The organism is Kitasatospora sp. NPDC004723 (assembly GCF_040609255.1).
In the GTDB taxonomy this organism is placed as follows: domain Bacteria; phylum Actinomycetota; class Actinomycetes; order Streptomycetales; family Streptomycetaceae; genus Kitasatospora.
Genome location: NZ_JBEXJT010000034.1, coordinates 61,238 through 82,912 on the forward strand (window position 1 = coordinate 61,238; position 21,675 = coordinate 82,912).

The 21,675-nt window shown below is 73.8% G+C and carries 22 protein-coding genes; 12 read left to right on the forward strand and 10 right to left on the reverse strand.

The annotated features are described in order from the left end of the window. The first annotated feature begins 211 nt into the window (after positions 1-211). From ABZW10_RS26995 to ABZW10_RS27005, 3 genes are all read left to right on the forward strand, one after another. Complete coding sequence (locus ABZW10_RS26995; RefSeq protein ID WP_355370441.1) at positions 212-1,294, forward strand: LAETG motif-containing sortase-dependent surface protein; 1,083 nt, start codon at positions 212-214, stop codon at positions 1,292-1,294. Positions 1,295-1,489: 195 nt separating this feature from the next. Continuing rightward, positions 1,490-2,512 (forward strand): glutamine synthetase GlnII, encoded by a 1,023-nt coding sequence (glnII, locus tag ABZW10_RS27000; RefSeq protein ID WP_355370443.1) that lies wholly within the window; start codon positions 1,490-1,492, stop codon positions 2,510-2,512. A 411-nt stretch (positions 2,513-2,923) separates the two neighbouring features. Beyond that, positions 2,924-4,027, forward strand: coding sequence for an LLM class flavin-dependent oxidoreductase (locus ABZW10_RS27005; protein WP_355370446.1), 1,104 nt, complete (start codon positions 2,924-2,926; stop codon positions 4,025-4,027). An 18-nt stretch (positions 4,028-4,045) separates the two neighbouring features. Here ABZW10_RS27005 and ABZW10_RS27010 read toward each other — a convergent pair whose 3' ends face one another. Next, a complete protein-coding gene (locus ABZW10_RS27010) occupies positions 4,046-4,483 on the reverse strand; it encodes a GNAT family N-acetyltransferase (protein ID WP_355370449.1) in 438 nt (145 codons plus the stop codon). A gap of 44 nt (positions 4,484-4,527) precedes the next feature. After that, a complete protein-coding gene (locus ABZW10_RS27015; protein ID WP_355370452.1) occupies positions 4,528-5,145 on the reverse strand; it encodes a DUF4232 domain-containing protein in 618 nt (205 codons plus the stop codon). 164 nt (positions 5,146-5,309) lie between these two features. On the opposite strand from ABZW10_RS27015, the gene ABZW10_RS27020 reads away from it, so the two are divergent. Then, positions 5,310-5,858, forward strand: a complete 549-nt coding sequence (locus tag ABZW10_RS27020; protein WP_355370455.1) for a hypothetical protein — start codon at positions 5,310-5,312, stop codon at positions 5,856-5,858. Continuing rightward, on the forward strand, positions 5,855-6,664 hold the full coding sequence (locus ABZW10_RS27025; RefSeq protein WP_355370458.1) for an MOSC N-terminal beta barrel domain-containing protein: 810 nt from the start codon (positions 5,855-5,857) through the stop codon (positions 6,662-6,664). Before ABZW10_RS27020 ends, ABZW10_RS27025 begins: the two co-directional genes overlap by 4 nt. Before the next feature lie 16 nt (positions 6,665-6,680). On the opposite strand, the gene cobC is transcribed toward ABZW10_RS27025, so the two are convergent. Together cobC and ABZW10_RS27035 are read right to left on the reverse strand one after the other, a co-directional pair. Beyond that, entirely contained in the window at positions 6,681-7,769 is a 1,089-nt protein-coding gene (cobC, locus tag ABZW10_RS27030) for an Rv2231c family pyridoxal phosphate-dependent protein CobC (RefSeq protein ID WP_355370461.1), read from the reverse strand. Further along, positions 7,766-8,299, reverse strand: a complete 534-nt coding sequence (locus tag ABZW10_RS27035) for a cobalamin biosynthesis protein (RefSeq protein WP_355370463.1) — start codon at positions 8,297-8,299, stop codon at positions 7,766-7,768. The genes cobC and ABZW10_RS27035 overlap by 4 nt, the downstream gene beginning before the upstream one ends. A gap of 454 nt (positions 8,300-8,753) precedes the next feature. Between ABZW10_RS27035 and ABZW10_RS27040 the strand changes: the two genes are divergently transcribed. From ABZW10_RS27040 to ABZW10_RS27060, 5 genes are all read left to right on the forward strand, one after another. Continuing rightward, positions 8,754-9,665 carry an alkaline phosphatase family protein gene (locus tag ABZW10_RS27040; protein WP_355370466.1) on the forward strand — a complete coding sequence of 304 codons (912 nt, stop codon included), beginning with the start codon at positions 8,754-8,756 and terminating at the stop codon, positions 9,663-9,665. Positions 9,666-9,670: 5 nt separating this feature from the next. Continuing rightward, positions 9,671-11,113: an MFS transporter gene (locus ABZW10_RS27045; RefSeq protein ID WP_355370468.1), complete on the forward strand. Its 1,443-nt coding sequence runs from the start codon at positions 9,671-9,673 to the stop codon at positions 11,111-11,113. Then, on the forward strand, positions 11,110-12,147 hold the full coding sequence (locus tag ABZW10_RS27050) for a TolB-like translocation protein (RefSeq protein ID WP_355370471.1): 1,038 nt from the start codon (positions 11,110-11,112) through the stop codon (positions 12,145-12,147). The genes ABZW10_RS27045 and ABZW10_RS27050 overlap by 4 nt, the downstream gene beginning before the upstream one ends. Before the next feature lie 180 nt (positions 12,148-12,327). After that, on the forward strand, positions 12,328-13,146 hold the full coding sequence (locus ABZW10_RS27055; RefSeq protein ID WP_355370473.1) for a hypothetical protein: 819 nt from the start codon (positions 12,328-12,330) through the stop codon (positions 13,144-13,146). A 285-nt stretch (positions 13,147-13,431) separates the two neighbouring features. After that, the gene (locus tag ABZW10_RS27060) at positions 13,432-13,950 is read left to right on the forward strand and encodes a hypothetical protein (RefSeq protein ID WP_355370476.1); all 519 of its coding nucleotides are present in this window, start codon (positions 13,432-13,434) and stop codon (positions 13,948-13,950) included. Between the two features lie 7 nt (positions 13,951-13,957). On the opposite strand, the gene ABZW10_RS27065 is transcribed toward ABZW10_RS27060, so the two are convergent. The 3 genes from ABZW10_RS27065 to ABZW10_RS27075 form a co-directional block, all read right to left on the reverse strand. Next, complete coding sequence (locus ABZW10_RS27065; RefSeq protein WP_355370479.1) at positions 13,958-14,575, reverse strand: TOPRIM nucleotidyl transferase/hydrolase domain-containing protein; 618 nt, start codon at positions 14,573-14,575, stop codon at positions 13,958-13,960. 104 nt (positions 14,576-14,679) lie between these two features. After that, positions 14,680-15,324 carry a response regulator transcription factor gene (locus ABZW10_RS27070; RefSeq protein ID WP_355370482.1) on the reverse strand — a complete coding sequence of 215 codons (645 nt, stop codon included), beginning with the start codon at positions 15,322-15,324 and terminating at the stop codon, positions 14,680-14,682. Further along, the gene (locus ABZW10_RS27075) at positions 15,312-16,469 is read right to left on the reverse strand and encodes a histidine kinase (RefSeq protein WP_355370484.1); all 1,158 of its coding nucleotides are present in this window, start codon (positions 16,467-16,469) and stop codon (positions 15,312-15,314) included. The genes ABZW10_RS27070 and ABZW10_RS27075 overlap by 13 nt, the downstream gene beginning before the upstream one ends. A gap of 218 nt (positions 16,470-16,687) precedes the next feature. Between ABZW10_RS27075 and ABZW10_RS27080 the strand changes: the two genes are divergently transcribed. Then, positions 16,688-17,827, forward strand: a complete 1,140-nt coding sequence (locus ABZW10_RS27080; protein WP_355370486.1) for a serine hydrolase domain-containing protein — start codon at positions 16,688-16,690, stop codon at positions 17,825-17,827. Positions 17,828-17,875: 48 nt separating this feature from the next. On the opposite strand, the gene ABZW10_RS27085 is transcribed toward ABZW10_RS27080, so the two are convergent. Together ABZW10_RS27085 and ABZW10_RS27090 are read right to left on the reverse strand one after the other, a co-directional pair. After that, complete coding sequence (locus tag ABZW10_RS27085; RefSeq protein ID WP_355370489.1) at positions 17,876-18,916, reverse strand: hypothetical protein; 1,041 nt, start codon at positions 18,914-18,916, stop codon at positions 17,876-17,878. 31 nt (positions 18,917-18,947) lie between these two features. After that, positions 18,948-19,994, reverse strand: a complete 1,047-nt coding sequence (locus ABZW10_RS27090) for a protein kinase family protein (RefSeq protein WP_355370491.1) — start codon at positions 19,992-19,994, stop codon at positions 18,948-18,950. A 261-nt stretch (positions 19,995-20,255) separates the two neighbouring features. Here ABZW10_RS27090 and ABZW10_RS27095 point away from each other — a divergent pair, with 261 nt between their 5' ends. Further along, a complete protein-coding gene (locus tag ABZW10_RS27095; RefSeq protein WP_355370494.1) occupies positions 20,256-20,489 on the forward strand; it encodes a hypothetical protein in 234 nt (77 codons plus the stop codon). A gap of 53 nt (positions 20,490-20,542) precedes the next feature. On the opposite strand, the gene ABZW10_RS27100 is transcribed toward ABZW10_RS27095, so the two are convergent. After that, a complete protein-coding gene (locus ABZW10_RS27100) occupies positions 20,543-21,646 on the reverse strand; it encodes a hypothetical protein (RefSeq protein WP_355370497.1) in 1,104 nt (367 codons plus the stop codon). Positions 21,647-21,675 lie beyond the last annotated feature (29 nt).

Consider the following 21,675-nt stretch of genomic DNA (forward strand, 5'->3'; position numbering starts at 1 on the left):
GGATGATGTGGAGGAGCCCGAGAGCCCGGTCGACCGGATGTGGGTGAGCGATTCCCCGGCCGGGGCGAGGTCCTCGCGCGCCCTAGCAGAAGCGGGTCAGCGCAGAGCGTCAACTTCACCCCAACGGGTGAAATGACGCTCTGTGTGACTCATGTGACGGATCGTTTGAGAAGACTGGCGGCTCATCCATTCAGCCATGGGGGGTACCACCATGTCTTCTCGACGAATCGTTTCCGCAGCCGCCGCCGTGCTGGCCTGCACCGCTCTCACCGTGCTCACCGTGCCGCCCGCCGGGGCCGCCGAGTCCTCTCCGTCCGCCCCGGCCTCCGCGCCGGGCAGGGCGCGCGCCGTGACCGCCGAACTCGACCTGGACGTCCGGCTGTTGAGCAATGCCGTGGACGTCCCGGTGGACGTCTCGCTCAACAAGGTCGAATCCCCGGCGCAGCGCGAGGGCACCGTCCTTACCGCCACGGTCGACGGCGTCGACCAGTCCGGTCCGGTCACCCTGGTCAAGGCCGACGTCGGCAAGTCGGTGACCAAGGTCGACGCCAAGGGTGCCACCGCCTCCGTCACGCTCGCCGACGCCGATGTGCACGCCCCCGGCCTGCCCGGGACCACCCTGCTCGGCCTGAAGGCGCTCAGCGCCACCGCCACCTGCCCCGTCGACGGGCAGCCCACCGCCGACGTGGTCGCACCCGTCGGGCTCACCGTCCTCGGCAAGCCGGTCACGCTCAGCCTGTACGGGCCGACCAAGGTGGACGTGCCGCTGGTCGGCAGCGTGTCGGTGGAGTTCTCCAAGAAGACCACCACCTCGACGACGGCCGCCGCCTCCGCCCTGGAGGTCCAGGTGGCGGTGGACCCGCTCAACCTCAACGTCGCCAAGGTCACCGGCACCGTCAAGGTCGCCTCGGTGAGCTGCGAGAAGCCCGTGCCGGCCGCCCCGACGGCCACCGCCACCGCGTCGGCCACCCCCGCGACCGCGGTCACGCAGACCCCGGCCGCGCAGCCCGTCGCGGACACCACCCCGTCCGCCACCGCCACTGTTACTGCCGCCGCCCCTGCCTCTGCCTCCGGCTCCTCCTCCGCCACCGCCCGCCGGGCCGCGGCCCCCGCCGCCTCCGCTTCCGGCTCCGCCAACCCCGCCGCGCCCGACAGCCTCGCCTCCACCGGCGGCAACGACGCCACCGGCCGGCTCGCCGCCGGGGCCGCCGCCCTGGTCGCCGGAGGCGGCTGCGCCCTCTGGGCCACCCGCCGCCGCCGGGCCGCCGCCCCGGCCCACGCCCGCCGGCACTGAGGCCCCCGGGCTCGCCCCGGAGCCCACCCCCGGACCCCCACGGATGCGGGAGTGCCACCCGCGGCACTCCCGCACCGTAACCGTGCCAATGCGGACGGTTGGTTCACATGCGCGTTACACAAGAGGAACAACCGGGAAACGGCGGCTTGCAACGCTACGCGGGCACCCACCACTCAGTTTGCGAGGTACACCGCCGTGGCAATCAAGGCCGAGTACATCTGGATCGACGGCACCAAGCCGACCGCCAAGCTCCGCTCCAAGACTCGTGTCCTGCCGAACGCGGACAAGATCCCCACCTGGGGCTTCGACGGTTCCTCCACCAGCCAGGCCGAGGGCCACGCCTCGGACCGGGTGCTGACGCCGGTGCGCGTCACCCCGGACCCGATCCGCGGCGGCGACCACATCCTCGTCCTCTGCGAGGTCCACGAGACCGACGGCACCCCGCACGAGTCCAACAGCCGCGCCCTGCTGCGCGCCGTCGCCGAGCAGTACGAGGCGCAGGAGTCGATCTTCGGCATCGAGCAGGAGTACACCTTCTTCAAGGGCTCCCGCCCGCTCGGCTTCCCCGAGGGCGGCTACCCGGCCCCGCAGGGCGGCTACTACTGCGGCGTCGGCGCCGAGGAGGTCTTCGGCCGCGAGATCGTCGAGCTGCACCTCGACCGCTGCATCGATGCCGGCCTGGCCATCTGCGGCATCAACGCCGAGGTCATGCCCGGCCAGTGGGAGTTCCAGATCGGCCCGGTCGACGCCCTGACCGTCTCCGACGACATGTGGATCGCCCGCTACCTGCTCTACCGCACCGCCGAGGAGTTCGGCATCGACGCCACCCTCGACCCGAAGCCGGTCCGCGGCGACTGGAACGGCGCCGGCGCGCACACCAACTTCTCCACCAAGGCGATGCGCGAGAACTACGACGCGATCATCACCGCCTGCGAGTCGCTCGGCACCTCCCAGGAGAAGGTCCTGGAGCACGTCACCCAGTACGGCGCCGACATCGAGTCCCGCCTGACCGGCAAGCACGAGACCGCCCCGTGGAACGTCTACTCCTACGGCGTCTCCAACCGCGGCGCGTCGGTCCGCATCCCGTGGCAGGTCGAGGTGGACCAGAAGGGCTACATCGAGGACCGCCGCCCGAACGCCAACGTCGACCCCTACGTCGTCACCCGCCTGCTGATCAACACCTGCTGCGCCGCCCTGGAGAAGGCCGGCCTGGTCTGATCCCGCTCCGCCGGCAGCACCACCCCGCACGTCCGCAGGGCCTCCCCACCTCACCGGGGAGGCCCTGCGGCCGTCATGGCGCGTCCGGATCCTCCGCCAGGTGCCCGGCCGGCGCCCGCACCACCGCGTCGTGGCCCGCCCTCTCGGGAAGCCGGAAGTCCCGCTCGACCCCGAGCTCCAACCCGTCGTCACCGGTCCGATGACAGGGGCGGGGTCGGTCGGCTCTCTTGATCGAGGGGTGGGGCCGGGCGGAGAATGGCGGACGTGAACGTTTCTGCTGCTGGGGTGCCCGGGGGGCTCGTGCGTCGATTGCACGTGGACCTGGGGAGAGTGTGGGCGGCCGCCTGTCGTCGGTGAGCGTCCCGGTGTTGGTCCTTTCAGACGGCTCTTCCCGCAGCGGAGTGTGTGTTCATGACCATGACGTTCCACTGGTTCCTGCCCACCAACGGTGACAGCCGGCACGTCGTCGGCGGCGGGCACGGGTCGACGCCCGGTGCCGCCGGGGGCGACCGGCCGCCGTCCCTCGGGTACCTGGGGCAGATCGCCCGCAGCGCCGAGCAGTTGGGGTTCGAGGGGGCGCTGACGCCGGCCGGGGCGTGGTGCGAGGACGCCTGGCTGACGACGGCGATGCTCACCCAGGTGACCGAGCGGCTCAAGTACCTGGTGGCGTTCCGGCCCGGGCAGATCGCGCCGACGCTGGCGGCGCAGATGGCGGCGACGTACCAACGGCACTCCGGCGGGCGGCTGTTGCTGAACGTGGTGACCGGCGGGGAGTCGGCGGAGCAGCGCGCGTACGGGGACTTCCTGGACAAGGACGCGCGCTACGCCCGCACCGGGGAGTTCCTGTCGGTCGTGCGGCGGCTCTGGGCGGGGGAGAGCGTCGACCACGACGGTGTCCACCTGCGGGTGGAGCGGGCCGAGTTGAACCGGCTGCCGGATCCGGTGCCGCCGGTGTACTTCGGCGGGTCGTCCCCGGCGGCGGGCGAGGTCGCCGCCCGGTACGCGGACGTGTACCTCACCTGGGGCGAGCCGCCCGCGCAGGTGCGGGAGAAGATCGCCTGGATCCGTGAACTCGCCGAGCGGCAGGGGCGGACGGTGCGGTTCGGGATCCGGCTGCACGTGATCACCCGGGACACCTCGGCGCAGGCGTGGGCGGAGACCGAGCGGCTGCTGGCGGCGATGGACCCGCAGCGCGTCCGGGAGACCCAACGGGCGCTGGCCCGCAGCGAGTCGGTGGGGCAGCGCCGGATGCTGGCGCTGCACGGGGGCTCGGCGGAGCGGCTGGAGGTGTACCCCGGACTGTGGGCGGGCATCGGGCTGCTGCGCGGCGGGGCCGGGACGGCACTGGTGGGCAGCCACCGGGAGGTGGCCGACCTCGTCACCGAGTACCACGAGTTGGGCATCGACGAGTTCGTGCTCAGCGGGATGCCGCACCTGGAGGAGGCGTACTGGTTCGGCGAGGGCGTGCTGCCGGTGCTGGCCGCCCGGGGTCTGTGGAGCCGGCCGGGGCAGTAGGGCCCGGCCGGCCGGCGCCTACTGCTCGCCCAGGATCATCCACTTCTCGGGCTTGGCCATGGCCTCGAAGCCGACCTTCGCGTAGACCCCGTGGGCGTCCGCGGTGGCGAGCAGGACGCGGCGCAGGCCGTGCTCGGCGAGTCCGTCGCGGACGGCGGCGGCCAGGGCGGTGCCGAGGCCGCGGCCGCGGGCGGCCGGGGCGACGTAGACGTCGCACAGCCAGGCGAAGGTGGCGCGGTCGGTGACCACCCGCGCGTAGCCGACCTGGTTGCCCGAAGCCTGCTCGTAGAGACCGAAGTTGAGCGAGTCGGCGATCGCCCGGTCCTGCTTCTCGCGGCTGCGGCCGATCGCCCAGTAGGCGTCCTGGGACAGCCACCGGTGGATCAGGGCGGCGTCGAGGCGCGCGGGGTCGGTGGAGATCTCGTAGCCGTCCGGCACTCCGGTGTCACTGGTCATGGCCGGATCCAAGCAGGGATCCGGCCGCGCGACCAGCGGATTTCTCAGTGGACGGGCACGGCGTTCTCGGGCAGGTTGTGCCAGTTGGTGACGATCGGCTTGTCGACGTTGGTCGGGCCGATCGGCAGGCTGACCGGGTCGGGGTCCGGGTTGCCGATGCCCACGATGATGTCGGTGAACTGGACCGCCTGGTTGTCCTTGGTGGTCTTCGTCATGACGCCCGCGTAGGCGGTGTCCGAGCCGCTGAGCTTGATCGGCTGGCTGACGCCCTGCTCGGCCTTGGACGCCTCGATGCCGCCCGAGCCGAAGGCGATGACCGGGGGCCGGGCCGGGAGCGTGCAGGTCACCCCGGGCTTGGCCTTGGCGGCGATCAGGATGTAGCCGCCGGCCTGGGACTCGGCCTTGGCGGTGAGCACGAGGTCCTTGGCACCGCAGCTGCCGGCGGCCTGGCCGGAGGCGGACGCGGCGGGCTTGGTGGCTCCGGAGGGCTTCGCGGTCTCGGACGGCTTCGCGGCGGTGGTCGCGGCCACGGAGGGCGAGGTGGTCACGGCCGGGCTCGACGCGGGCGCGGCGGCGTCGCTGTTCTCCGGCCCGCACGCGGTGGCGGTGACGGCGAGCGCCGCGACGGCGAGGGCGGTGAGAGCGAGTCGGCGCGAGCGCATGCGGGATCCCCCGGAGTCCTGACCACCGGTGTCGTTCACCGGCGCAGCACGACCGTACGACGGGATCGTTCACGGCCGGGTGCGGGAAACATCCCGATCCTGTCCCAGACCGATGCGCCGATAAGCGATGGTCAACGCCCCCGTCACGCGGGACGATCGACCCCATGACCGAACTCCCGTTGCTCCTCCTCGACGTCGACGGCCCGCTGAACCCGTACGCCGCCGTGCCGCAGGAACAGCCCGCCGGCTACCGCACCCACCACCTCCGTCCCGACTTCCGGCGGAACCGGTTCCCCGGTCGGCCGGCCGAGGAGGTCGAGCCGCTGCGGCTCTGGCTCAACCCGGGGCACGGGCCGGAACTGCTGGACCTGCCCTTCGCATTGGTCTGGGCGACCGCCTGGCAGCACGAGGCCAACACCTTGATCGCCCCACTGGTCGGCCTGCCCGAACTCCCCTACGTCCCCTGGCCGCGGATCGACCAGGAGGAGCCCGACGGCCTGCACTGGAAGACCCGGGTGCTGGTCGAGTGGGCGGCCGGGCGGCCGTTCGTCTGGGTGGACGACGAGCTGGGGCCGCAGGACACCGAGTGGATAGCGGCTCACCACCCGGGACCGGCGGCCACCTTCCGGATCGACCCCAGGATCGGGCTGCGGGCCGAGGACTTCGCCACCCTGCGGGGCTGGGCGCGGGCGGAGCTGGAGGTCGGGGCGTGAGGGTCGGCACGGTGGAGCGGCTGCGGCGGCACCCCGTGAAGTCGATGCTCGGCGAGGAGCTCCGCGAGGCGTCCGTGACGGAGCGCGGCATTCGCGGCGACCGCGCGTACGCGCTGCTGGACGTCGACACCGGGCGGGTGGTGAGCGCCAAGCACCCGCGTCTGTGGGCGGGCGTGCTCGGGTTCACCGCCCGGACCGGGACCGGCGGTGAGGTGGTGGTCACCGGCCCGGACGGCGCCGTCGTCGACGAGCGCGGGCTGTCGGAGCGGCTGGGGCGCAAGGTCCGGCTGGTGGACGAGCCGCCGCCGGGCGCGAGCGTCGAGCGGTCCGTCCCGGAGGAGGTCCTGGAACACGGTCCGCGCGCCGAGGTCGGGTTCACCGTCAGTGAGCTGGGGCGCGGCGCGCCGCCCGGCACCTTCTTCGACTTCGCGCCGCTCCACCTGCTCACCACCGCCGCGCTCGCCGCGGCGGACGGCGTCGCGGCCGAGCGGTACCGGCCGAACGTGGTGGTCCGGACCCTCGACCCGGCCCCCGGCTTCGTCGAGAACGGCTGGGTGGAGGGCGAGCTGGCGATCGGGCCGCGGTTGCGGCTGCGGGTCGTCACGGCGACGCCGCGCTGCGCCGTCCCCACCCTCGCGCACGGCCCCGGGCTGCCGCGCTCGGCGGCGGCGCTGCGCACGCTCGCCGAGCGCAACCGCCGCGTCCCGCTGCCGGGCATGCCCGCGCTGCCCTGCGTCGGGGTGTACGCCCGGGTGCTGGCCCCGGGCCGGGTCGCGGTCGGCGACCCGGTGGTGCTGCTGCGCTGACCGCGGCGGCCGGGCGTCAGCCGTCGAGAGCCTGCGCCAGGGCGGTCAGGAAGCGGTCGGTGGTGGGCTCGTCCCGGACGGCGATGCGCAGCCAGTCCGGGCCGAGGCCGGGGAAGGTGTCGCCCCGGCGGACGGCGAAGCCCAGGGCGCGCAGCCGGGCGCGGACGGCGTCGGCGCCGGGCAGTTCGACCAGCAGGAAGGACGCCGCCGGCTCGCCGTGCACCCGGACGGCCGGGAAGGCGGCCAGGCCCTTCAGCAGGTGGTCGCGCCGCAGGGCGAGTTCCTGTGCGGCCTCCTCCGCCTCGGCGAGTGCGGCCGGGGCCGAGCAGGCCTCGGCGGCCACCAGCGCCGGGGTGGAGACCGGCCAGAGCGGCTGGGCCGCGGCCAGCTCGGCGATCAGCGGCGCCGGGCCGAGCACATAGCCGATCCGCAGGCCTGCCAGCCCCCAGGTCTTGGTGAGGCTGCGCAGGACGACCACCCGGCCCGGCAGGTCCCTCGCGCCGGCGAGGGATGCGCGCTCTCCGGGCACGGTGTCCATGAACGCCTCGTCGATCACCAGGGTGCGCCCCGGCCGGGCCAGGGCGGCGACGGTGGCGGCCGGGTGGAGCACGGAGGTGGGGTTGGTGGGGTTGCCGAGCACGACCAGGTCGGCCTCCTCCGGCACCGCTCCCTCGGTCAGCCGGAAGCCCTCCGCGGCGGAGAGCAGGACCCGCCGCACCGAGTGTCCGGCGCCCCGCAGCGCGGCCTCCGGCTCGGTGAACTGCGGGTGAACAACCACGATGTGACGAGGTGTCAGCACGCGCGCCAGCAGGACGAAGGCCTCGGCGGCACCCGAGGTGAGCAGCACCTCCGCCACCGGCCGGCCGTGCCGCTCGGCGACCGCGGCCCGGGCGGCGGCGCCGTCGGGGTAGGCGGCGAGGTCGGCGAGGGTGGCGGCGAGGCGTGCGCGCAGCCAGTCCGGGGGCGTGCCGGTGCGGACGTTGACGGCGAGGTCGACGAGTCCGGCGCCGTCGGCGCGCACCTCGGCGTCACCGTGGTGGCGCAGGTCGGGCTCGCCCGGGGCGTCCTCGGTGCGGGCGCCTTCGGCGGGGGAGTGGGGGGTCACGGCTGCTCTCCTGGTTTCTGCCGGGGCTGCGGACGGCGGTGGGCCACCGACGGCCGCGGGACGCGGGCGACGGCCACCGTCGCGGCGGCCGACCTCCGTTTGGGGACGACGAGCTCGGCCCGCCCGCCGCCGGCCCCCGTCAGCGCCGCCGCCTCGGCCACGCTGGCCGTCCCGACCGCGTCGCCGACGGCGCCGGACGGGTTGGGCACGGGGACGGCGGCCAGCGCCGCGGCCGGGTACTCGGCCACCGGCACACCGAGCGCCGCCGCGGCCGAGCGGACGGCGGGGTGACCGCCCTTGCCGTCGAGGGTGGCGAGCGCGCCGACGGCGCCGGACGGCAGCCCGGCCGCGGCGAGCGTCCGCCGGATCAGGTCCAGCAGCTCCGCCCCGGTCGCCGAGCCGCGCACACCCACCCCGACGACGAGCCGTCCGCGGCCGGGTGGTGCCGCGCCCGCGCCGCCACCGTCACCCGGACCGCCCAACGCGCCGGAACCGATGTCGTCCGAACCGTTCCCGTCCGGTCCTCTCACTCCACGCTCACGCCCTGCTCACGTCCCGTTCCACCACGCCACCCGCCCGACACCTGCCCGAGGGCCGCACGCCGACCGGCCCCGGTGCCCGCCCGCCCGGGGCGGCCGAAACCCGTCGCCCCCGGCTGCCCGGAATGCCCAGGTCAGGCCGGTACCGGCAGTCGCGGACAGCCGAAATCCCACCACGCCCGTGACGGACGGGTCAATCGCGACGCCTGTGACCCGCGTCCGGCGGCGGTCCTCGGCCACCCACCGCTGTTCGCCGTTTCTTCATGTGGCCGCCGAGGCCCGCGCCACCGCGCCGCTCCTACTGTTTGCGGCGCTCCGAAACCGCCGGTTCCCCGATCGGCGGCCTCTCCCACCCCGGCAGTTCCCGCGCGGCCGGGCCACCTCCCCACCCGGCCGCCCCCGACGTACGGAGGACACCATGCCCGAGAACCAGGAGACTGTTGACATGAGCGCCACGACCCCCGTCGCCGAGGGCGCCGCCCCGCGCCGCCCCCGCCGCCGCACCCTCACCGCCTCCGCCGCCGGCCTGGCCCTGGTCGCCGGCTCGCTCGGCCTGTGGGCCGCCACCGGCACCGCCGCGCAGGCCGCCGCGCTGCCGACCCCGGACCACGTGGTCGTCGTCGTCATGGAGAACCACGCCTACACCCAGGTGATCGGCAGCTCCAGCGCGCCGTACATCAACAACACCCTGAAGGCCGGCGGCGCCACCCTCACCCAGTCGTTCGGGCTCACCCACCCCAGCGAGCCCAACTACTACCAGCTGTTCTCCGGCTCCAACCAGGGCCGCACCGACGACAGCTGCGTGCCGGTCGGTTCGATCAACCAGCCCAACCTCGCCTCCGAGCTGATCGCCGCCGGCCAGAGCTGGGGCAGCTACAACGAGGGCCTGCCGAGCCAGGGTTCGACCACCTGTTCCAGCGGCAAGTACGCGCAGAAGCACAACCCGTGGTTCGGCTTCGGCAACGTGCCGACCAACACCGCGTACACCATGACGCAGTTCCCGACGAACTTCGCGAGCCTGCCGAAGGTCTCCTTCGTCGTCCCGGACCTGTGCAACGACATGCACGACTGCTCGGTCTCCACCGGCGACACCTGGATCCAGAACAAGCTCGGCGCCTACGCCGCCTGGGCCAAGAACAACAACAGCATCCTCGTCATGACCTTCGACGAGGACAACAAGCTGTCCGGCAACCGCATCCCCACCGTCTTCTACGGCGCCCACGTCACCCCGGGCTCCACCACCGCCACCACCTACAACCACTACAACGTGCTGCGCACGCTGGAGGACCTCGCGGGCCTGACCACCCACGCGGGCAACGCCGCCTCCGCCGCCACCATCACCGGCATCTGGAACTGACGCCCGTGTACGTCGCGGACTCCCGCAGCTCCAAGGCCCCCGCCGCCCCGGCCGACACCCGGCCGGGGCGGCGGGAGGCCGCCGAGGGAGCCACCCGTGCGGCCGACGGCGCCACCGCCGGCCGGGCCGCCCGGGCGGCGGTCCCCGGCACCGTCCTGGTCCTGGGCGTGGTCAGCCTGGTCACCGACGTCTCGTCCGAGATGGTCAGCGCCGTCCTGCCGCTCTACCTGCTCACCGGCCTCGGCCTGTCCCCGCTCGGCTTCGGCCTGCTCGACGGCATCCAGAACGGCTTCAGCGCCGTCGTCCGGCTGGCCGGCGGCCACCTCGCCGACCGGCGCGGGCGCGACGGCGCGCCCCGGCACAAGGCCGTCGCCGCCGTCGGCTACGGCCTGTCGGCGCTCTGCAAGCCGCTGCTGCTGCTCGTCCACACCGTGCCGCTGATCGGCGCCGTGCTCGCCGTCGACCGCACCGGCAAGGGCCTGCGCACCGCCCCGCGCGACGCGATGATCTCGCTCGCCACCGAACCCGCCCACCGCGGACGGGCGTTCGGCGTCCACCGGGCGATGGACACGGCCGGTGCGCTGCTCGGACCGCTCACCGCCTTCCTGGTGCTGCGGATGGCCGGCGGCCCGCTGCTCGCCGACGGCGGCCAACAGCAGGGCTACCACGCGGTGTTCGCGGTCAGCGCCTGCGTCGCGGTGCTCGGCGTGCTCGTCCTGCTGCTCTTCGTACCGAACCGGCTGCGGGCCGACGAGCCGTCGACCCTCCACCCCCGGCTGCGCGACGGGCTCGCCCTGCTGCGCATCCCCGGCCTGCGCCGGCTCACCGTCTGCGCCGTGCTGCTCGGCCTCACCACCGTCAGCGACTCCTTCCTGTACCTGCTCGTGCAGCGCCGGCTCGGCCTCGCCACCGAGTACTTCCCGCTGCTCCCGCTCGGCACCGCCGGCGCCTTCCTGCTGCTCGCCGTCCCGCTCGGCGCGCTCGCCGACCGGATCGGGCGCCGCCGGCTGTTCCTGGCCGGCCACGGCGTCCTGCTGACCGCCTACGGGCTGCTGCTCTCCCCGCTCGACGGGCTGCCGGTGGTGGTCTGCGTGCTGCTGCTGCACGGCGCGTTCTACGCCGCCACCGACGGCGTGCTCGCCGCCGCCGCGGCCGACACCGTGCCCACCGGGCAGCGCGGCGCCGGGCTCGCCCTGGTCGGCACCGGGCAGGCGCTCGCCCGGTTCGCCTGCTCGCTGGCGTTCGGCGCGCTGTGGAGCGTCGTCGGCGGCACCACCGCGCTGACCTGGTCGGCGCTGGCGCTGGCCGGCTGCGTCACCGGGGCGGCCTTCGTGCTGCGCGAGCCCGCCGTCGTCGAAGACCCCGCCTTCGAAGGCCCTGCCGTCGAAGGCCCCGTTGTTGAAGGCCCCGCTGTTGAAGGACCCGTCGACCCCGAGGTGCCCAAGTGACCACCGCCCCCCTCCGCAACCGCACCCGGGTGCTGATCCTGCTGGTTGCCGTCGTCCTGCTCGGCGCGGTCGGCACCGGCGCCGTGCTGTGGGCCGCCGACCGCTCCGCCGAACGCGACCGCGTCCAGGCCGGCGGCCCCGTCGTCACCCCCGGCGAGGTCACCCTCAAGGACCCCGCCGCCCGGCAGCTGGTCTTCCGCAACATGGCCTGGGGCCCGCACCGCGACGAGATCGCCACCGTCCCCGCCGACCGCCCCGACGGCCCCCGCACCTCCTCCGGCGTCCAGTGCCTGCGCTTCTACGCCGCCGCCGGCACCGGCATCTGCCTGCAGGCCGAACGCGGCGCCCTCCAGGACACCTACCGCGCCGTCGTACTCGACGACCGGCTGCGCGAACGGCGCTCCTTCCCGGTCGCCGGCATCCCCACCCGCTCCCGCGTCTCGCCCTCCGGCCACCTCGCCGCCTGGACCGTCTTCGTGAGCGGCGACTCCTACGCGGGCACCGACTTCTCCACCCGCACCTCGATCGTCGACGTCCGGGACTGGAACCTCCGGGAGAACCTGGAGGACTTCGACGTGATCAAGGACGGCAAGCCGTACCGCGCGCCCGACGTCAACATCTGGGGCGTGACCTTCGTCGACGACGACGCCTTCTACGCCACCGTCGCCACCGGCGGCCAGACCTACCTGGTCCGCGGCGCCCTGGGTGCCCGCACCCTCACCACCCTCCACCAGAACGTCGAATGCCCCTCGCTCTCCCCGGACGGCACCCGGGTCGCCTACAAGAAGCGCGTGCCCGGCGCCTCCGAGGACGCCCCCTGGCGGCTCTACGTCCTGGACCTCGCCACCATGACCGAGACGCCCACCGCCGAACAGCGCAGCATCGACGACCAGGCCGTCTGGTCCGACGACCACACCCTGCTGTACGCCATGCCGGGCGACTTCGGCGCCGACCTGTGGACCGTCCCCGCCGACGGCACCGGCTCCGCGCGGCGGCTGCTCGACGCGGCGGTCGCCCCGGCGTACCTGGGCTGACGGGTACGGGACAGGCCGGTGGGGCCGGTCGGGCCGGGTGGTCCGGTGCGGAACTCGGAGCGTAGGGTCCACGTCGAGCACTACGAGTGGTCGCGCCGTGCCTGGCCGCCACGACGACGGACCGGGGGAGCAGGAAGAGTGAGGCAACGAGGGCCCGACCGCGGGCTGTCGCCGGAACGCGTGCCCAGCGACTCGTGGCCGGCGCTGCACGGCAGACCCGTGCTGCGCCGTACGGTCGCGATCGGCCTGGTGATCTTCGTATCGGTGCTGGCCGCCCTGGCCGTCCGGGGCGTCAACGCCCTCACCGTCGGCCGCGGCGCCATCGAGACCGACCGCGACCGCGCCGAACTGCTGGCCGGCCTCCACCCCTCCCAGCACCCGGGCGCCGGCCGCTACTACGTGCCGGTCGGCGCCGTCTACACGCGCACCGCGGACGGCCTGCCCGTCGCCTACCTGCACTACCGGCTGGCCGGCGGGCACGAGGTCGGCGTCGGCGACTTCCTGCGCACCTACGACCTGGCCGCCCCCGGTGCGCTCACCCCGCTGCCCGCCGACCTCGCCGAGGCCCTCGGCGGCGACGAGCCGGCCGAAGCGCGCGAGGTCGGCGTCCCCGACCCGTCCGCCTCCCCGTCCTCGCCGGCGCCGACGCCGTCCGCGTCCGCCGCCCCGTCCGCGCTCCCGGACGAAACCCCCACCGCGGAGCCCGAGCCCACCACCCCGGAACCCACCGGACACATCGCCCCGGCCACCGAATCCGAGGCTGAGTCCGAGGCTGAGTCCGAGGCCGGGTCCGCAGCCGAAACCGCCCCCGCCACCGCCACCGAGCAGCCCCTCCCAGCCCCGGAGGACACCCCCTCGCCCACCCCGACCCCCACCGCCGACCCCACCCCCACCCCCGTCGTCACCCCGACGCCCGCCCGCGCCCGCCGCATCTACATCGCCCCCGACCCCGCCGGCCTCCCCGGCGCCGCCGACATCTACGTCCGCGCCACCGGCTGACCGCCCGCCGGCGTACGGTGACTGCTGCACCTCGAAGGAGCCTGCAGAGAGGGAGACGCCGCGATCACCCATGACCGGCCGCACATGAGCCTTGAGGCGTTCGAGTCCGGGAGGGCGCGGTCGACCGGTACGAGATCACCGTCCGCCGCCTGGAGGTCCGAGGCCGAACGAGGCCGAACGAGCCCGCCCGCCCCGGGCCCTCCCGCACGGGAGGGCCCGGGCGCCACCGGATAGGGTCGCCACGCGGGCCGATGTGCGGTGCGCGCGTGGACCCGAGGAGCTGACGTGGGCGAGGCCGCCTCCCCCGAGACCGGTGCCGACACCGTGGACCCCCGCCGGGGCGCGGAGCTCGCGGCGCGCTGGTGGAAGTGGGCGCTGTCCGCCCCGATGGAGCGCAGCCCGGTCGCCGACACCACCGGCGAGTTCGCCGGCTGGCGGCAGCCCTCGGACGTCTGGTTCCTGGCCGGCACCTACGGCGGCCGGGTCGTGCGCCGCTGTCCGATCGCCGCCGGGAAGCCGGTCTTCTTCCCGGTCTTCAACACCCAGCGGATCGCCCTCGGCCTCTCCTCCGCACCGTGGCGCGTCGAGGCCTCCCAGGCCGAGGCGGCGCTCAACGGAGTCCCGCTGAAGGTGCACGAGTTCGCCTCCAGGCGCTTCCTGGCCACCGGCATCCCGCGGGTCGCCTGGGGCCTGTGGTGCGCCCTCGACCCGCTGGCGCCCGGCCAGTACGTGCTCACCGTCAAGGCCGCCGCCGGCGGTTTCCTGGTCGACACCACCTACCACCTGGACGCCGTCGACCTCTGACGCCGTCTCACAGGTGCGCGAGCAGCTCGCGCAGCGGGGCCGGCTCCCGCCCGGCGTCCAGTGCCCCGACCAGCAGGTGCCCGTAGCGGATCTTGCGGCCCGACTTCGTCCCCAGGAACCGCCGCAACTGCCCCTCCGGCCGTCCGCCCTGGTGCGCGGGCTGGCGGACGAAGGTCTGCCAGGCCGGGAGGTCGCCCTCGGCCTCGACGATCTCCGCCACCCGTGCCACGCCCAGCGCGCGGATCAGCTCCTCCTCCAGGTCCGCCACGCACACGAAGAAGCCCTCGCCCGGCGCCCCGGCCCGGTGCAACCCGCGCTCGTAGAAGCCCTGTTCGTTCTCGTCGCAGAGTCCGGCCAGCCGCAGTCCCAGCCCCGGCGGCCCGAGCAGGGCGGCAAAGCGGGCGACGTTCATCGCCCCGCGCATGGAGACGACGCACACCCCTTCGGCGGCCAGGTCCCGGTCCTGCCGGGAGGCCAGCGTCTCGACGGCCGCGAGATCGCTCGGCCCCTCCACCAGTACGGCCGCCCGCACGCCCAGGCGCTCGGCCAGCTCACCCGCCGGCCCGCCGGGGCCGCCGGCCGCCCAGCCGGTGACCGCGTCCCGGAACGCTTCGATGTCCGCCATGGGGCCGATTCTGCCCCCGCCGAGGCCACCGGTCCCGCCATTTTCCGCAGGAGCGCCGCCCCGCGGCGGAGTGCTCCTCGTCAGAACCGGGACCCCAACCGCCGTCAGTGACGGCTGAGGTAGGTGAGGACGGCGAGGACGCGACGGTGGCCGCTGTCGGCGGGGGAGAGGCCGAGCTTGGCGAAGATGTTGCCGATGTGCTTGTGGACGGCGTTCTCGGTGATGACGAGCCGGGTCGCGAGCGTGGCGTTGTCCTTCCCCTCGGCCATCAGGCCGAGGACTTCGCGTTCGCGCGGCGTGAGGGCGGCGATCGGGTCGTGGGCGGGGCGGGTGAGGAGCTGGGCGATCACCTCGGGATCCATCACGGTGCCGCCCGCGGCGACCCGGCGCAGTGCGTCGGTGAACTCGCTCACCCGGCTCACCCGGTCCTTGAGGAGGTAGCCGACGCCGCCGCGCCCGTCGGAGACCAGTTCGCCGGCGTACTGCTGCTCGACGTACTGGGAGAGGACCAACACGGGCAGGCCGGGGTGCCGGCGGCGGGCCTCGATGGCGGCGTGGATGCCCTCGTCGCGGAAGGCCGGTGGCAGCCGGACGTCGACGATGGTGACGTCCGGCCGGTGCTCGGCGACGGCGGCGAGGAAGCCGGGGGCGTCCTGGACGATCGCGGCGACCTGGAAGCCCGCGGCGGTCAGCAGGAGTTCCAGCCCGTTGGAGAGGAGGACGTTGTCCTCGGCGATCACGACCCGCACGGCAGGCTCACGGTGATCGTGGTCGGGCCGCCGCCGGGGCTGTGCAGGCGGAGGGTGCCGTCGAGCGCCAGGACGCGGTGCCGGATCCCGGCGATGCCGGTGCCCCGCGCCTCGTCGGCGCCGCCGACCCCGTCGTCGGAGGCCTCGATCGACAGCCGGTCGCCGTCGCGGGCGACGCGGACGGTGGTCCGGGTGGCCCGGCTGTGCTTGGCGGCGTTGGTGAGCGCCTCGGCGACCGTGAAGTACGCGACGGCCTCGACCGCGGCGGGGACGGTGCCGAGGGTGCCGATCTCCAGGGTGGTGTCGATCGCCGAGCGGCTCCCCAGCGAGGTCAGGGCCCCGGTGAGGCCGCGGTCGGCGAGGATCGGCGGGTAGATCGTGCGGATCACCGCGCGCAGCTCCGTCATGGCCTCCTCGGCGCTCTCGTGCGCCTCCTCCAGGAGCCTGGCCAGCATCCGGGGGTCGGTGTCCTGCAGCTCACGCGCCAGGCCCAGGCGCATCGCGATGGCCACCAGCCGGGCCTGCGTGCCGTCGTGCAGATCGCGTTCGATGCGGCGCAGTTCCAGACCGTGCGCGTTGATGGCCCCGGCCCGGGTCTCGGTCAGCGTCTCCACCCGCCGCGCCAGCTGCTCGGCGGCCGTGGGGGAGAGCAGCGCCACGCAGCTCCGGGCGTGCAGACGCGCCAGCAGCGGGACCAGCCAGAGGGTCAGCGCCGCGAGTACGACGAACTGCGCCGTCCCCCACGTCAGCGCGGTGCCCCAGCCGGTCAGCGGCACGCCGGCGGCGAAGCCGCCCGCGCGGGTGCCGGCGGGCAGCGCCCACCACAGGGGCACGGTGACGGCCGTCGTCAGCGTGTTGCCCGCGCACGCCACCGCGACGAGCCCGAACGCCGGGCCGCTCACCACGGAGGTGCCCAGCCACCCGAGTGCGTGCCACGTCCCGACCCGGACGGGACCGTCGTCCGGTGCGCGCAGCAGCCGGCCGGCGCGGCGGCGGTGCCAGGACGCCCAGGCCCGCGCCGCCCTCGGGACGAGGAGGAGTACGGGCAGCGCGGCCAGGGCGAGCGCGGCGGCGCCCAGGCTTCCCAGCAGATAGCCCAGCGCGCGCCACGTCGCCGACAGCCGATCGGTCCCCCGGTGCTTCATCCGCCCAAGTCTGAGGCATGATCACCGGGCCCGGCACTACAGCCCACCACCCTGTTTTCCCGCCCGTGGGCGGTAGCGCGGGCGCACCTCGGCCGGACCTACCGTCAACGCCCATGACGACCCGACCGATGATCCGACAGACAACCCGATCGACGACCCGATCGACGAAGCGATCGACGAAGCGATCCTTCGCACGGAGCCTGGCGCTGGGCGCCGTCGTGACGGCGACCCTCGCCACCACCGTGCCCGGCGCGACGGCCGCCGCCGAGCGCCCGGAGGCACGCCTGCAGCGCGACGCCGACGCGATCACCGCACTCGGCGTGACGGGCGTGCAGGCCCGCCTGACCACCTCCGCCGGCGGCAACGCGACCGTCACCAGCGGCGTCGGCGATCTGGCGGACGGGCGGCCGGTGTCGGCCGACGGCCACTTCCGGATCGCCAGCGTCACCAAGACCTTCGTGGCCACCGTGGTCCTGCAACTCGTCGGCGAGGGCCGGCTCTCGCTGGACGACCGGGTCGAGCGGTGGCTGCCCGGCGTGGTGTCCGGCAACGGCAACGACGGGCGCGCGATCACCGTCCGTCAGCTGCTCCAGCACACCGGCGGCCTCCACGACGACTACCCGGACTACACCTCGGCGGAGGACTTCCAGCGGTACCGGTACGACAGCTGGACGCCCGAGCAGATCGTCGCCCGGGCGATGGGCCACCACCCGGACTCCGAGCCCGGTGAGCAGTGGCGCTACGGCAACACCGGGTACGTCCTGCTCGGCATGATCATCGAGCGGGTCACCGGGAAGACCTGGGACGTGGAGGTCAGGGAGCGGATCTCCCGGCCGCTCGGCCTCGACCACACCTTCCGGCCGGGGACGTCCCCCACGCTGCCCGAGCCGCACGCCCGCACCTACCAGAGCTTCGGGCCCGGCGAGCCGCTGGTGGACGTCACCGAGCAGGTCGGCTCGGGCACCAACGGGGAGGCCGGGCTGGTCTCCACCACCGCCGACCTCGACCGGTTCTTCGGTGCCCTGCTCGGCGGCCGGCTGCTGCCGCCGGCGCAGCTGGCGCAGATGAAGCGGACCGTCCGGATCGGCCAGGAGTTCCGCGAGCTCATGCCGCGCGCCCGCGACGGCCTGGGGCTGTTCTCCCGCCCGCTGTCCTGCGGCGGGCGGTACTGGGGCCACGAGGGCGGCGACGCCGGCTGGGTCACCGCCACCGGAGCCACCGCCGACGGCCGGCGCACCGTCACGGTCTCGCTGTCGGGCGTGCTCGCCGCCTCCGCGGACGAGGTGCTGGGCGTGGAGCGGGCCATGAGCAAGCTGGTCGACGACGCCCTGTGCGCGGCGCCGGGCGCACGCTCGTAGAAGCGTCGGCGGTGTGGGAAGTCGGCGGGTCCGACTTCCCACTCCGTGCTACCGCGCGTCGGCGGTCCGTGCGCTCGCCGCCGCCGCGATCATGCGGTGCATGACGGCCACCGGCAGGCTCGGGTTGACGGCGGCGTCCTCGGCGGTGAACGGGTCCCGGAGCGCGGCGGCCAGCAGCGCCGGGGGCAGGGCCGGGTGCCGGTGGGCGAAGCTGTTGAGGTGGGAGACGTCGTCGGCGGCGAGCGCGGCGACGGTCGCGGGGGAGAGCCGGGGGTCGTGGGCGGCCTCCCGACGGACCATCGGGTCCGGGTCGCGGGCGAGGCGCTCGGCGTCGGCGGCGGTGGACGCGGGGTCGTCCAGGGCGAGCCGGCGCATGTGCGGGCGGGGGTCGTCGAGGAAGCGGAGCAGGCCGTCACGGGGGAAGTGGGGATGGTTGCGCGGGCGGCCGGGGAAGGAGAAGCTACCGGACCAGCCCTCCTCCCAGAGGCCGAGCAGCAGCTCGGCGGGGGCGTCGTCGCAGGACTCGGTGAGGAAGAGGCGGACGGCGAAGTCCTCGTCCCGGGCGAGCAGTTCGACGACGTCCGGGGGCAGCCGGCGGGCGCGGGCGACGCTGCGGCGGACCCAGGCCTTCGGGGAGGCGGCCAACTGCCGCATGGCGGCGGGGTCGTGGTGGAGGGCGGCGACCCAGGGCAGGGCGTAGGTCCGGTCGCTCGGCTCGATGTCGGGGACGGCGTCGGCCAGTTCGGCGATTCCCTCCGAAGTCGCGGGCGGCTCGGAATCCGGGCTGCGGCCGGGTTCGGGGGCGGGTTCGCCTTCACGGGCCGCGTCGGCCGCCTTCCGCAGCTGCTCGTGGTCGGCCCGCCCGGTGGTGGCGGCGAGCAGACGGTCCCACCGGGCGGGCGAGAGGTTGCTGCGGCGGAGGAGGCCGGTGTGTCCGGCGTCGAGGAGGGCGAGGTGGACGTCCGTCGGGGCAGCCTTGTTGAAGACCAGGCAGTCCAGCCATATCTCGATGAGCTCCGCGCCCGGTCCGGGCGGCGCGAACAGCGGGGCCCACACGGCGTCGTCGTCCGGGTGATCGTCGGTCTCCACCGGGGCAGGGTAGCGGAGGCGCGCGACCGGGCTACCCGGCGTCGGCCGTGACGCGGTCGAGTTCGGCGGCGGGGTACGGCGTGCGCTTGCTCTCGGTGAGCAGCCGGCGCTGGAAGCCGCCCAGGACGACGGCGGTCCGGGCGTGCCGGTCGACGATCGCCGCGACCTCCGCCGGGACGCCGTCGGGCCGCCGGCCGGCGAGCCACTGCTCCAGGAAGGCGGTCGGCTCGGTGTCGCCCCGGTAGGGGGTGAGGAGGTGGTGGCGGAGCAGGTGGGTCACGGTGTGGTCGCGGTCGTAGGCGCGGTGGTGGGCGAAGAACTGCCGTTCTGCCGGGGAGAGTTCGAAGTCCGTGCTGAGTGCGAGCCCGAAGTCCGCGAAGTAGACGCGGCGGCCGTCGGTGAGGAGGTTCTCGAAGTGGGCGTCGAAGTGCACGAGCCCGCGCGAGCGCATGAAGGCCGCGCCCCGCGCCACGGCGTCGGCCGCCCACCCGTACCGGCCCGCGTCCCGCTGCTCGCGCAGCCAGGCGGTGAGCGTCTGCGGCACGTGCTCCAGGAAGAGCACCAGGCTGTGGCCGGCCCGTCCGATCGCCTCCAGCCGCTCGCGCACGGCCGGGGAACCGTCCCAGTGGGCGACGGCGCCGTCGACGCCGCCGAGGTAGTCCATGAAGCCCTCGGGCGGCGTGTCGGGCAGCACGCGCCAGTGGTACATCAGCGGGAAGCCGTCGTACTCGCCGCCCAGGACCCAGTGGGTGGCCATGGTGTGCGCGGCCAGCTCCCGCCAGGCGCCGAACCCGGCCGAGCCGATCCCGTACTGGTAGAAGGTGGGCAGGCCGAAGTGGTTCGCCGTGGAGCGGACGTTCTCCGGGCGGAGTTCGAGGTCCGTCAGCGGCACCTTCTTGACGAACACCCGCGTCCCGTCGACCTCCAGAGCCGCGGACGTGCCGCCGACGCCGGTCCCGAGGGGCCGGGCGTCGGCCACGACCTCACCGAGCCGCCGGTCGCCGAGCAGCGACAGGCGGGTCGCGAGGGAACCGTAGGCGGCGAGCCGGGCCGGCTCCGGGGCTTCGACGTGACGCAACTGCCGCTCCTCGCTCGGTGATCACGCCAACATAGGTGACGCTGCCGGCCCGGGGCGACCGCCTTCCGGGTGGGCGGCGTACTCGTATGTGTTCTGCGATGCCTCGTTCCCGTTGCCAACTGGTCGACTGGCACAGCGTGTCGCTGCGAACCGGGTCGACGGAGGTACCTGATGGCGCCTACTCTCCTGTTGGGAAACGAAGTTGCCGCGTAGGCCGCCCCGGCCGGCGGAGCTGGCCCGAGTCCTGGAGAGGGAGCGGCGATGATGAAGCGGACTCGCCTGGTGCTGGCGGCCACGGCCGGGGTTCTGGTCGTAGCGGGCACGGCCACCGCAGTGGCCGTGGCCGGCGATTCTGCGGGCGTGGTCGTACAGGAGGATCTTCCGCTCTCGCCCGAGATGCAGCGATACGTGAAGGATCCGGCCGCATTCGAGGAACTCCTGCGCACGAGTCCCCCCACGCCGCTGATGGAACGAGTGCACCCGTCTGGGAAGTAGAGGCGGACGTGGGTCCGCGACGTCTGTCACGGACCCACGGTCCTGCGGGTTGATCAGTTGGCGTTGAGCCAGTTGATCACGCCGGCGGCGTTTCCTCCGTGGTTGGACGAGTAGAGGTAGTTCTCGACCCACTGGTTATGGTCGTCGGCGATGCGGTGGCTGTTCGTTCCCACGATCTGGCTGTTGACACCGAAGTTGATGATCATGGGGCCGCCGCTGGCTCCGCCACCCATGTCGCAGGCAAGCTTGAGGCGGTTGTCGAGCGGATTCCAGTTGCCGGCGTCTACGGCGTTGCCGTGGCAGTACATCGGCTTGGTTCCGTTGTAGAGCTCTGCGCTCGTGCGGTTGTACCCGTCGGCGGGGTAGCCGAGCGAAGTGACGTCGTCGATATCGGAGTCACTGTTGAATCGGTAGCCGTAGGCTCCGGTCCAATCTTGAAGATTTCCGTACCCAGCCTCCGGCGCGGCGACGATTCCGCCGCCGACATCGCCCCAGTGGAAGTCACTGTCGTTCGCCCAGGCGGATGAGACGATGCCTTTCTGAAGGGGCCAGTATCCCCACGGAGCGGTTTCATCGTATCCGGGGGCAAAAACGAAGTTCGAGTAGAAGCCCCCATTCTTTCCTCCGTGGATGCAGTGGCCTGCAGTCCAGATCGAGTTCTTGTTGTTTGACACGATGGCGGAGGCGGTGCATGAACTGTACCCGCCGTCGCCCGTCGAGAAGAAGAGCCTGCCCGCGATGTTGACCTGCCATCCGAGCGGCGACGCCAGGTCCGAGCGCGAGAGGTCGGCGATTGCGCTGTTGGTGGTGAGCGGCGAGGCCGTGACTGTGGCCCTGCCCGTAGGGGCTGCGGCGTCCGCCGCCACGGGGCCATGCTCCCGCACTTTCCTCTGATTCTTCTGTGCCTTCTCGTGGGCCCTCTTGGCGGACTCGAACGTGACGACCGGAGCGGGCAGCTCGTTCTCTGCTGCGCGCTGCAGACGCTCGGGTGTCCAGAATTCACGCAAGGATTCGGCCGACTGGCTGAAATCTGTGCAGGACCGTCCGGAAGCCGTCGGTATCGATGGCGGGAATGTCACCTTCTCGGGATGATTGGCGGGATGTGACGACGTCGGTTGCCGGCTGAAGCTGTCATCGACGGGCAGCCCGAGCGCCACACAAGACCCGTGAGTCCCACAAGTCGCCG